The organism is Actinomadura darangshiensis, assembly GCF_004349235.1.
Taxonomy (GTDB): domain Bacteria; phylum Actinomycetota; class Actinomycetes; order Streptosporangiales; family Streptosporangiaceae; genus Spirillospora; species Spirillospora darangshiensis.
In genome coordinates, this window is record NZ_SMKY01000013.1 from 55,273 (window position 1) to 65,764 (window position 10,492).

Genomic DNA, 10,492 nt, shown 5'->3' on the forward strand with positions numbered 1-10,492 from the left:
CCTAGACGGTCAGGACGATCTTCCCCGTGACCCGCCCGGTGTCGCCCCGCTCGTGTGCCTTGGCCGCGTCGGCCAGCGGGAACACCGAGTCGATCTCCGCCCGCAGCGTCCCCGCCCCGGCGAGCGCGGCGATCTGCGTCAGCGCATGGTGATCGGGCTCGACGAGCAGAGCCTCCGTCCGTATCCCGGTGGTGTCGATCTCGCCGAGCCTGCTGAGCACCACCGACACGAGCACACCGCCGGGCCGCAGGACGCTGACGGAACGCGGCCCGTAGTCGCCCCCGATGGTGTCGAGCACCACGTCGACGTCCTTGACGACTTCGGCGAAGTCGACGCTGCGGTAGTCGACCGGCTCGTCCACGCCGATCCCGCGCAGGAAGTCGTGCTTGCCCGCACTCGCCGTCCCGATCACGTACGCGCCGCGCGCCTTGGCGATCTGCACGGCCAGATGCCCGACCCCACCCGCCGCCGCGTGAATGAGCACCCGCTGCCCTTCGCGCACGTCCGCCGTGTCGACCAGCGCCTGCCACGCGGTCAACGCAGCCAGCGGCAAGGCACCGGCCTGCACGTGGTCGATGCTGGACGGCTTGGCCGCGAACGTCCGCGACGGCGCCACCACGTACTCGGCATGCGACCCGACCCCGAACGGATACCGCAGCATCCCGAAAACCTCGTCGCCCGGCTTGTGGATCGTCACGCCGATCCCGACCTTCTCCACCACACCGGAGACGTCCCAGCCAAGGATGAACGGCGGATTCTTGAGGAACCCGCCACCCGCCCGGTGCTTCCAGTCGGTCGGATTCACCCCGGCCGCCCGCACCCGCACCAGCACCTCCGTGGGCCCCGGCTCCGGCCGCTCAACTTCCACGACCTTGAGCACCTCGGTCCCACCGAGAACGTCCTGCCGAACCGCCCGCATGAGTTCCGCCATGGCCTTCCTCTCCCCGGCTCCGCCCCGCCGCTCCCGTCCGGCGGCGAGATCGTCAACAGAACCAAGCCCGAGCCAGCCCATTCCATTTCCGAAGCCGCCCCCGAATCGGTCGACGTCCCCGCGTCCGACCCGGGTGGTGCGGCTCGGGCAGCACGCCGATGGCCTCCACCGCACCTGGAAGGTCATGGCACGGCCGCAGTGGATCACCGGTCGACGTGACGAACCACGGCACGCCGCCGACCCCGGCCTTGACCCGGATGCTCATCTCGCGCCGCATCGGATCGGCCGGAAGTACCCGCAGCTGTCCCGGGCCCTCCAGGTGCGCCGACCAGCCGGCGGCGGCGAGCGCGGACGCGAGGGCGGCGAGGTACCGCGCGGCGTTCATGCCTCCCGCCAGACGACCGCGCCGGTCCCCTCGTCCCGCCACGCCTCGGCGACGGTTCTGATGGGGACGTAGCGGACGCGCCCGAGCGGATCGAGCGCGACCCGCCGGACCGTTCCCCATCCGTCCGGTCCGCCGTCGCGGAGCACTTGATGGACGTGACGCATCGCGGCGTCGCGATCGTCCGTCACCCCGGCCCACCCGGCGTCCCGGCCTCGGACGTCCCAGACAAAGATCTTGCGCTGCGCCCGCGTGTACATCGGCTCGGTCACCGCGCCGCCTGCGACATGCTCACACTGATCTGCGACGCCGCCGCGTCCAGTTCATTCGCGGGACGGATCGGCACGCCGGCCCGCACGTCGTAGAACCACCATTGCCCTTCGCGATAGCGGCACCCGACCGTGGCCGCCCGCCCAGGGATTTTGTGCGGGATGACGTTGAGGACGGGGTACCCGTCTACGGAGGTGAAAGCCGTCAGCACCCCCGCCATCCCGACGAACCTTTCGTTGAGCCGGACCAGGAAGGTGATCCGCTCCCGCTGCGGCACCAGCGCACCAGCATGCCGCGCAACCTCCGGCTCCGGGGGAGGCGGTGGAAGAACGCGCCCTCCATACCGCCGCTCATGCACACCCATCGGGTCACACCCCGCAGACCCGGGTGCGGACGAATCCATTGGCCATTTTCATGATCGACCTCATTGTCGTGGGGAAATTGCCGTCTGGCCCCACAATCCTTGGCCCAGCCGATTACGCTCGGCTATACGTTCATCTCCACAAGCGATCCATCGGCCGCACAGAGTCCTGTGCAGATCGGGAGGATTCTCATGCAGCCCCCGCCCCCCTCAGAATCGGCCCGAGCATTCTTCGCCTTTCACCTCAAGCGGCACCGCGAGGGAAAAGGCTGGTCACAGCCCACCCTTGGGGCGAAAATTCACATCTCGGGCAGCCTGGTCAGCGGCATTGAGCTCTGCAACCGCCGCCCGACGCTCAAGCTCTGCCAGACACTGGACGAGGTATTCGACCTGGACCAGTTCTTCGAGGCCCTCTACCCCCGCGTCATCGAGGAGACCGGCCTTCCCGCAGGCTTCCCCGAGTTCATCGAAGTCGAGGCCGGGTCGGGTGTGATCAAGCTGTACGAGAACTTCGTGATCACCGGCATTCTGCAGACCGAGGACTACGCGCGTGCTGTCCTGCGGGCAGGCCAGCACCCGGAGAAGCTGGAGCGTCTCGTGGCCGCGCGATTGGAGCGACAAGAAATCTTGCGGCGAGAGAACCCGCCTGTGCTCGTCGCACTACTCGACGAATCGGTCCTCCGTCGGTCGTTCGGTGGTCCAGGGGTCATGCGGGCTCAACTCGAAAACCTGCTGGACCTGGCGGAACTACCCCACGTTCACATTCACGTTGTTCCGGGAGACGCCGAATTGTGCCCGGAAGGGGCGTTCATGATCCTTTCCTCAACGGGAGAGCCGGATACGGCCTACGCTGAGTCGGCGGGTGGCCGCGGGCGCCTGATCGACGATGACGGATATGTCGCCGAACTTGGCATACTGTTGGAGCTGATCAGATCCAAGGCGCTGAACGCCGAGGACTCGCAGACCGCAATCCGCAAGGCGTTGGAGGAACTGTGAAGACGACCGACCTCTTGTCTGCTCACTGGCGCAAGAGCAGCCACAGCGGGGGAGCAAGCGGCCAGTGTGTGGAGGTTGCGGAGACGGCCGCCCTCATCGGCGTTCGTGACAGCAAGGACCCCCAGGCGGGCCACCTCACCATGGACCGGGCCGCCTTCGCCGATTTGCTCGTCCAGGTCAAGGGCGGCGCTCTGGATCTCTGATCGGGGCAGGTCGCGCACCCTGGCTTGGGACAGACCGTGGTGCTGGTGGGGAGGGTTGGCGACGGACGAGGGTGACGCCGCCGATGGCGAGCAGGCCGCCGATGACCGCCAGGACCGTGGGCGGGTCGCGTAGCCAGGCCCAGGACAGGAGCATGGCGACGCCGGGCACGAGGTAGAGCGCGACCGTGCTGCGGGTGATGGTGGTGCGGGCCAGGGCGTCCGACCAGGCCAGGTAGCCCAGCCCAGAAGGCACGACGCCGAGGAAGACCGCCGCCAGCGTGCTGCTGCGGGACGCGGTGGCGGCATCGGACAGCAGCGCGGGCAAGGCGGGCAGCCCGAGCAGGCAGCCCGCCCACACAGACCACGTCGTCGCGGCGAGTGCGCCGAGTTGCTCGGCCACCGGTTTGACGGCCACGTGGTAAAGCCCCTGGCAGGCGGCTGCCGCGACCACGATCAGCGCGGCCGCTCCGCCTCCCAGGCCCAGCGACGCACCTGCCACGACGGCCCCTGCGAAGGCCAGCAGGAACCCTCGCCAGTGCGGGCCGAGGCGCTCCCGCAGCAGGACCGCCGCCGCCACGACGCTGAAGATCGGCGCGGTGGCGATCAGCACGCTGGCCGTGCCGGGCGGCACGGACACCTCGCCGATCATGAGGAACAGCTGGTACAGCGTCTGGCCGACCAGTCCGCAGACGACCAGGCGCGGCCAGTGCCGACGGTGTGGCAGGCCGGGCCGGAACACCGCGGCCACCAGCCCCAGGGTGGCGGAGGCCGCCGCGAGCCGCAGCAGCCCCAGCGCCCAGGGCGTGTAGCCGTCCAGCCCGACCCGGATCGCGGGGAAGGCGGCGGCCCAGGTCAGCACGGTCGCCGCCAACCCGGCGTCACCGCGCGAATCACGCTGCGGAGAGATCATTCTCCCAGCGTGACCGGCCGCCGGGCTGGCTCCCACTACACCTTCTCCGCTGCTGCTATTAGTGTGGCTATATGCTTGAGTTGCGGCGTTTGGAAGTCCTGGCCGCCGCCGCCCGCGAGGGTTCACTGGCCGCGGGAGCCCGCAAGCTCGGGTTGACCGCGGGCGCCGCCAGCCAGGCCGTGGCCGCGCTGGAGGCCAGCACCGGCGTCGTCCTGCTCACCCGTCTGCCCCGCGGTGTGCGGCCGACCCCGGCAGGTGAGCGACTGGTCGCGCATGCCGAGGCGGTGCTGGCCACCCTGCACCGGGCCGAGGCCGAGCTGGCCGGTCAGAACGGCCAGAGCATCCGCATCGCCGCGCCGCCCACGGCCGTCTATGGACTGATCCCCGGCGTGCTCACCCGTCTCCGGGCGACCGCACCCGAGCTTGAGGTGACCGTCCTGGAACTCGAACCCGGCCCGGCGCGGGCCGCGCTTCGGGCCGGCGACTGCGAGGTCGCCCTGGTGAACCACTCCGCCCTGCTCGCCCCCGACCTGCACGGACCATGGCACACCGTGCACATCCGCGACGAACCCGTGTACGCCGCGCTGCCGCCCGGCCATCCGCTGGCGGCCCGAGCCGACGTCGCCGTCGGCGAACTCGCCGACGACCCGTGGCTCACCCAGCCGCCGATGTCGCCGTGCCAGGAGCTGATCCAGCATGCCTGCGCCGCCGCCGGCTTCGCCCCCGACATCACCGCCACCTGCGGCGACTACCGCTCGATCCTGGCCCTCGTCGGAGCCGGGACGGGAGTGTCCCTCATCCCCGAACTCGCCCTGACCGGGCTGGCCACACCTCCCGTCGCCCTACTGCCGACCAGGCCCCGCATCTCCCGCCGCATCAACGCACTGGTCACCGCCCGCACCCAGACCACCGCCCCCGCCCGCGCCGTCCTTGACGCATTGCTGGAGTACGAACAGCACCGCTGAGGTATCGCGCGACCGCGGGCGGAGGGGCCGTCAGATTGCAGCCGCGGCGAGGATGACCTCGACCAGGCGGGCGGCCGCTTCTGGACGGCCGTGGGCCTGAGCCCGTTTCGCCACGTCGGTACGACGGGGCACGTCGGTGAGCAGCGGAGCGATGGCGGCGCGAAGGTGGTCGGGTCCAACATCGCCGACCAGCGCGATGGCAGCGCCGATCTCCGCCAGGTGGCGGGCGTTGTGCACCTGCTCGTTGCCCGCTGAGCCGGCCAGAGGCACCAGGATCGCGGCCTTGCCCAGCGCCGCCAACTCAGCGATCGTGCCCGCACCGCTCCGGGAGACCACGACGTCGGCCAGCGCAAGGACGTCGGGCAGCTCCGCGGCAACATATGGGATGAGAAGGCGGCGACCCGCCTGATCGGCCGGGAGCTGCATCTGCGTCACACGTGCGCGAACGTCGTCCAGGTTGTCGGCGCCGCATTGGTGGATGACATTGGCTCGTCCGAGCAGCCACGGCAGGATGGCGGTGACCAGAGCGTTCATCTGCTGAGAGCCCTGGGCGCCGCCGGTGACGTACACGGTGGGGAGGCGTGGGTCGAAGCCGTCCAGCCCCAAGTCCGCCACAGCCCGATCAGGTTTCCCCGTCAGGATCTCGGGTCGTACCGGATTGCCCGTCACGACCGCGGCGGCACGGACCGAATCCGGAAGCAGGGGGAGCGAGGATTCCGACGACACCGCCATGCGCGTCGCGACGCGTGCGAGCGTGCGGTTCGTCAGCCCAAGACGGACGGTCTGCTCATGGACGACGAGCGGGCAGCGGCACATACGGGCGGCCACCCCGACGGGGACGGCGACATACCCGCCGGTCGCCAGCACCACATCAGGTTCGAAGTCGGCGACGATCCCGCGTGCCTGGACGACACCCAACGGGACGCGGCCCATGTCGCTGACGTTGGCGGGGGACAGCATCCTCAGCGGGTTGCCTGCACGGCGGATCTTGCCGGTGGCTACCGCGCGGAACTCGATCCCCTCGTCGGCGGCGACCCGTGATTCGAGACCGTCGGCCTTGCCGACCCAGAGCGCGTCCGCCGACAGCAGTCTCGCGCCCGTCAGCGCCGCGTTCAGGGTGCGGAAGGCGGTGAGCGCCGGGTAGGTGTGGCCTCCGGTGCCGCCGCCGGTGACGATCATTCGTAGAGGACGACCCAAGCCGTGGAGGTAATCTGCCGACTTGTCGTTAATGATTGGTGAGCCGCCCATTCGAGTGCGCACTGTCCTCCGGGATGCCTGAGCATGGGGACGTTAGCAGTCCGTACCGAGCCTGGCCGGTCGTTTGGTCATGGCTGTGGGCCGCATTCATAGGCGTCGCCATGGGGCTGCCCGGCCGTGTGGTCGCTGAAATCGGGCGGCGGTGTGTCTGCCTGTGTGTCTCAGACCATCGGGGGAATGGCGTGGTCGCGCAGGTAGTCGTCCAGCTCCAGGAAGGACAGCAGAGCCTCGCGCATCCGGTCCATGCCGAAGTCGTTGGTGGCCCGCACCGCGCACTGCGCTCGGTCCGCCACCGTCCCTGTCCCTGTGAGCTGGGCGATCGTGTGGCCCGTCGACCACGCGGTCACCACCAGCTCCGGCATCTTCGCTGCGCGGTCCCCGGAGATGATCCGCGACAGGATGGGCTGCGAGATGCCGGTCGCATCCGAAAGGGCGCGCTGGCTGAGGCCCGCGGCGCCCCGGGCGTGCTCGATCTGTGCGCCTGTCGTCGTGGTCACCGGAATCGCCTCCCGTCGGCTTGAATCATCATCGTTCGTTCGCAGGATCTCGCATGTGGCGGTAGCGCCGCGTCCGGTTCAGGTCGTGTGGGGGTGGAGGGTCAGGGCTCGGGTTAGGGCGGTGAAGGCGGCTGTTGCCGTCAGGGTGCGGACTATGTCCCAGGTGACCCAAGGGGTCACGAAGTCGTCGCGGACGGCGGCCAGGTTCTTGATGTGGGCGGGGTCGCCCATGTCCCTCAGCTCGTAGTTGAGCGGGACGTGGACCGCGAAGGTGACGAGCAGCGTCAGCGTGTAGAGGACGAGGCCGGCGATGATCCAGCGGGCGGTCCTGGCCGAGCCTGAGCGGCGGGCCTGGACCAAGGCGATCGCGGCGAGGATCGGGGCGCCGAGGAAGATGAGGAAGAAGACCGGGTTCTCGATCTTGACGATCATGTGCTGCATCGCGTCGACCAGCGTGCGGTCGTCGGACGCGGTCAGGCCCGGCATGACGGCGATCGTGAAGGCGGCGAGGAGACCTGCGGCCAGGCCCATGGCGACGACCGCGGTGCCCAGGACGATGCCCGCGTTGCGGTCCCTGCGTCGCCGGTCTTCGTGGGCGGGCTTCTGGGTTGGTGTATCGGTCCACATCTCGGTCTCCTCTCGGCTTTGGTGTCGTGCTATACGTCCAGGGTTGCCTCATGGCTCGGGACCGTCTATGACTGTGGCGGGCGGAAACATGACTCATCGTCCAGGGTGCTGGACGATCAATGGGACGGCGTTGCATGCTCGGTCTCATGGAAGCGCCTGATCCGTTCCGACCGGCCGATCCCCTCGGGGAGGCACTGCATTTCCTGCGGATGAACGGTGCGTACTACTGCCGGTCCGAGCTCACCGCGCCCTGGGGGCTCACGCTGCCGCCGATGCCGGGGTACCTCTGGTTCCACGCGGTCACCTCCGGCCGGTTCTGGCTGGAGACCGAGGGCGGCGGGCAGGGATGGATCCAGCTCGGCGACCTCGCGCTCGTGCCGCATGGGGAGGGGCACGTCCTGCGCAGCGAGCCCGGTGCCCCGGCGCCGGGGATCCTCGACCTGGAGCGCGAGGCGGTCAGTGCGCGCTACGAGATACTCCGCCACGGCGGGGGCGGCGCGTCCGCCGGGCTCATCTGCGGGGCGGTGCGGTTCGGGCATCCGGCCGCGGGGAACCTCGTCGAGGTCCTGCCGGGCATGATCCACGTCGAGGCGTCCCGCTCGCACCGGCTGGAGTGGATGCAGAGCACGCTGCGGATGATGGCCTCCGAGGCCGGTGAGCTCAGACCCGGTGGCGAGGCCGTGATCACGCGTCTCGGGGACATCCTCGTGATCCAGGCGATCCGGGCCTGGCTGGAGAGCGATCCGGGCGCGCGGACGGGCTGGCTGGGGGCTCTGCGCGATCCCCAGATCGGCCGCGCCATCTCCCTCGTCCATCGCGATCCCGCGCGGCCCTGGACCGTCGCCTCACTGGCCCGGGAGCTGGCGATGTCGCGTTCGGCGTTCGCCGCCCGCTTCACCGAGCTGGTCGGTGAGCCGGTGATGAGCTACGTCGCACGGTGGCGCATGCACGTCGCGGTCGCCGAGCTGAAGGAGGGCGCCACGGTGGGCCAGCTGGCCGACCGGCTCGGCTACCGGTCCGAGGCGGCGTTCGGCCGCGCCTTCAAACGCGTCGTCGGCGTCTCGCCCGGCTCGGTCAGGAAGAGCGCCGCCGACGAGGAGAGCGCGCTGATCGACGTGGGGCGCTAGTCCATTTCGGAGAGGCGGGCGGGGTCGAAGGTTATGGGGTAGGGGCGGTCCAGGGTGAGGGTCTCGCCGGAGCGGGCCCTGCCGGTCACCTCGTAGGTGCCGTCGGTCAGTTCGAGCAGGGTGAGGGTGGGGCGGGGCTCCAGGTCGACCAGCCAGTAGTGGGGGATGCCGGTCGCGGCGTACTCGTCCACCTTGCGGACGCGGTCGATCTGCTCGTTCACGGTGCGGGGCGTGACCACCTCGGCCACCAGGATGAGGTCGGGGCCGTAGTAGGTGCGGGTCTGCCGTTCGAGGGCGATTCGGGCCACGTCGCGGGCTACGGCGAAGACGTCCGGTTTGCGGATGCCGGACGGGGTCGTGACGTCCTGCGGGGCGCCGGCGATGTGGACGTCGGCGTCCGCCTGGCGGGCCGCGTCCTTGAGGATGGTCTTGAGCTGTTCGGCCGCATGGTCGTGCCAGAGGTCGCCGGGCAGCTCGTTCAGCCAGCCGTCGGCGAGCTCGTAGCGGCGGCCCTCCTCGGGGAGCGCGTCCAGGTCGTACAGGGTGTACGGGCCGTGCGCGCGGCCGAGCGTCCCGCCCATGGACCGTCCCCCTCACCTTGATCAACGGGCTGATCCGAATCTAGTGGACGGACGTCCGGAAAGGGCGCAGCCATGATCGCGCGTCGGGATGCGGCCGAATGTCTCGAAAGCCGAGCGGCGGCGAGTTAAGATACATCGCGTCTTGACTCTCCGGCCGCTGGAGGGTCCAGGCTGCGGAGGCAGACCGCCGCGAAGGAGAGATGTGATGAGCGTCGAGCAGCATCCCGCGCCCGCCGTGCGCGCCTCGGACAGCGACCGCGACGAGATGCTCGTCCGGCTGCACACCGCCTTCGCCGAAGGGCGGCTGAGCGAAACGGAACTGGACGAGCGCATCGACCTGGCGCTGGCCGCGCGCACGCACGGCGATCTGGACGCCGTGGCCGCCGACCTGCCGTCCGGGAAGCGCACCGCGCCCGCGGGCGGGCCCGCGGGCCGGTTCCAGGTCGCCTACAAGAACTCGGTCACGCGGGCCGGGCGCTGGCGCCTGCCCGGACGGTTCACGACCGTCGTCTACAAGGGGACGGGGCTGATCGACCTCTGCGAGGCCGAGCTGGACGCCCGGGTCACGACCCTGCGGGTGCTCGCGTACAAGTCCGAGGTGCAGATCATCGTGCCGCCCGGTATCCGCGTGGAGACGCACGGTGTGGGCGTGTCGATGGAGGTGCACGGCGACCCGCCGCCCGGCGCCCCGGTCGTCCAAATCAGGGGTTATGCCTACAAGGGAGCGATCGAAGCGAAAGATCGGATTCGTCGCTCGTGAGGTGATAGAACGCTCCAGGGCCGTCGTTCACGTGGATGTCCGTACACGGGCTCCCGTGGCGCGATTTGATGGTGGTCCGACAGGGACGTTAAGGAGCGCGAGTGACGGCGAGGACCCCGGAGCAGGACACGGCCCCGCGGACGGCCGAAGAGGAACCGGTGGACTCCCGCCAGGTGCGGCGGCGGCTCACGTTCGGCGTCTCCGGCGACCTCGCCGACATGCCCGCGACCCTGTCGCCGTGGCAGCGCGCGTACGAGGCCTGGCGGGCCGCCGGGCTGAAGTGGGGCCATGGCGCCCCGCCCCGGGAGCGCGCGCCGAAGGCCGCGAGCCTCAATGCCGTCCGTGTGCAGGCCCCTGCGGAGCCGGAAGCGGCCCCTGAGGCGAAGCCCGCGCCCGAGGCGAAGGCCGCCAACGCCCGACCTGCCGCGAAGGCGAAGCCCGAGCCCTATGACGTGCTGGTCGCCGGGCCGTCCATGCCCGAGCCGAAGCCGCAGCCGGTGATGAGGTCGGGAATGTCGCGGCGGCTGCGTGCTCGCGCGGCGGTGGCGGCCGGGCTCGTCGTGGTCGCCGGGGGTGTGATCGTCGGGGTCTCACGGGGCGAGGGCGGGTCCGGGGCTGTCCTTTA

The 10,492-nt window shown here is 70.2% G+C and carries 13 protein-coding genes and 1 pseudogene; 6 read left to right on the top strand and 8 right to left on the bottom strand.

The features are described 5' to 3' along the window. Position 1 precedes the first annotated feature (1 nt). The 3 genes from E1293_RS05160 to E1293_RS05170 form a co-directional block, all read right to left on the bottom strand. Entirely contained in the window at positions 2-931 is a 930-nt protein-coding gene (locus E1293_RS05160) for an NADP-dependent oxidoreductase (protein ID WP_243716030.1), read from the bottom strand. A gap of 381 nt (positions 932-1,312) precedes the next feature. Further along, the gene (locus E1293_RS05165; RefSeq protein ID WP_132194331.1) at positions 1,313-1,585 is read right to left on the bottom strand and encodes a hypothetical protein; all 273 of its coding nucleotides are present in this window, start codon (positions 1,583-1,585) and stop codon (positions 1,313-1,315) included. Then, positions 1,582-1,860 carry a hypothetical protein gene (locus tag E1293_RS05170; protein ID WP_132194333.1) on the bottom strand — a complete coding sequence of 93 codons (279 nt, stop codon included), beginning with the start codon at positions 1,858-1,860 and terminating at the stop codon, positions 1,582-1,584. The genes E1293_RS05165 and E1293_RS05170 overlap by 4 nt, the downstream gene beginning before the upstream one ends. Positions 1,861-2,136: 276 nt before the next feature. On the opposite strand from E1293_RS05170, the gene E1293_RS05175 reads away from it, so the two are divergent. After that, on the top strand, positions 2,137-2,940 hold the full coding sequence (locus E1293_RS05175; protein WP_132194335.1) for a helix-turn-helix domain-containing protein: 804 nt from the start codon (positions 2,137-2,139) through the stop codon (positions 2,938-2,940). Beyond that, positions 2,937-3,143 carry a DUF397 domain-containing protein gene (locus E1293_RS05180; RefSeq protein ID WP_132194337.1) on the top strand — a complete coding sequence of 69 codons (207 nt, stop codon included), beginning with the start codon at positions 2,937-2,939 and terminating at the stop codon, positions 3,141-3,143. The genes E1293_RS05175 and E1293_RS05180 overlap by 4 nt, the downstream gene beginning before the upstream one ends. On the opposite strand, the gene E1293_RS05185 is transcribed toward E1293_RS05180, so the two are convergent. Continuing rightward, positions 3,118-4,053, bottom strand: a complete 936-nt coding sequence (locus E1293_RS05185; protein WP_132194339.1) for a DMT family transporter — start codon at positions 4,051-4,053, stop codon at positions 3,118-3,120. The two genes, E1293_RS05180 and E1293_RS05185, sit on opposite strands and share 26 nt — an antisense overlap. Positions 4,054-4,124: 71 nt before the next feature. On the opposite strand from E1293_RS05185, the gene E1293_RS05190 reads away from it, so the two are divergent. Beyond that, positions 4,125-5,018, top strand: a complete 894-nt coding sequence (locus E1293_RS05190; RefSeq protein WP_132194341.1) for a LysR family transcriptional regulator — start codon at positions 4,125-4,127, stop codon at positions 5,016-5,018. Positions 5,019-5,048: 30 nt separating this feature from the next. On the opposite strand, the gene E1293_RS05195 is transcribed toward E1293_RS05190, so the two are convergent. The 3 genes from E1293_RS05195 to E1293_RS05205 all read right to left on the bottom strand — a co-directional run bounded on the left by E1293_RS05195 (position 5,049) and on the right by E1293_RS05205 (position 7,399). After that, positions 5,049-6,197, bottom strand: a complete 1,149-nt coding sequence (locus E1293_RS05195; RefSeq protein ID WP_243716031.1) for a UDP-N-acetylglucosamine--N-acetylmuramyl-(pentapeptide) pyrophosphoryl-undecaprenol N-acetylglucosamine transferase — start codon at positions 6,195-6,197, stop codon at positions 5,049-5,051. 239 nt (positions 6,198-6,436) lie between these two features. Beyond that, on the bottom strand, positions 6,437-6,772 hold the full coding sequence (locus E1293_RS05200) for a helix-turn-helix domain-containing protein (protein ID WP_132194345.1): 336 nt from the start codon (positions 6,770-6,772) through the stop codon (positions 6,437-6,439). Between the two features lie 78 nt (positions 6,773-6,850). Then, positions 6,851-7,399, bottom strand: a complete 549-nt coding sequence (locus E1293_RS05205; protein ID WP_207938673.1) for an anthrone oxygenase family protein — start codon at positions 7,397-7,399, stop codon at positions 6,851-6,853. A 146-nt stretch (positions 7,400-7,545) separates the two neighbouring features. Here E1293_RS05205 and E1293_RS05210 point away from each other — a divergent pair, with 146 nt between their 5' ends. Beyond that, positions 7,546-8,526: an AraC family transcriptional regulator gene (locus tag E1293_RS05210; RefSeq protein WP_132194347.1), complete on the top strand. Its 981-nt coding sequence runs from the start codon at positions 7,546-7,548 to the stop codon at positions 8,524-8,526. On the opposite strand, the gene E1293_RS05215 is transcribed toward E1293_RS05210, so the two are convergent. Continuing rightward, positions 8,523-9,107, bottom strand: a complete 585-nt coding sequence (locus E1293_RS05215; RefSeq protein ID WP_132194349.1) for a Uma2 family endonuclease — start codon at positions 9,105-9,107, stop codon at positions 8,523-8,525. The two genes, E1293_RS05210 and E1293_RS05215, sit on opposite strands and share 4 nt — an antisense overlap. Positions 9,108-9,312: 205 nt before the next feature. Here E1293_RS05215 and E1293_RS05220 point away from each other — a divergent pair, with 205 nt between their 5' ends. Both E1293_RS05220 and E1293_RS05225 read left to right on the top strand, forming a co-directional pair. Beyond that, positions 9,313-9,867, top strand: a complete 555-nt coding sequence (locus E1293_RS05220) for a DUF1707 SHOCT-like domain-containing protein (RefSeq protein ID WP_132194351.1) — start codon at positions 9,313-9,315, stop codon at positions 9,865-9,867. Between the two features lie 101 nt (positions 9,868-9,968). Further along, positions 9,969-10,492, top strand: a pseudogene (locus E1293_RS05225) (hypothetical protein); the annotation flags it as partial.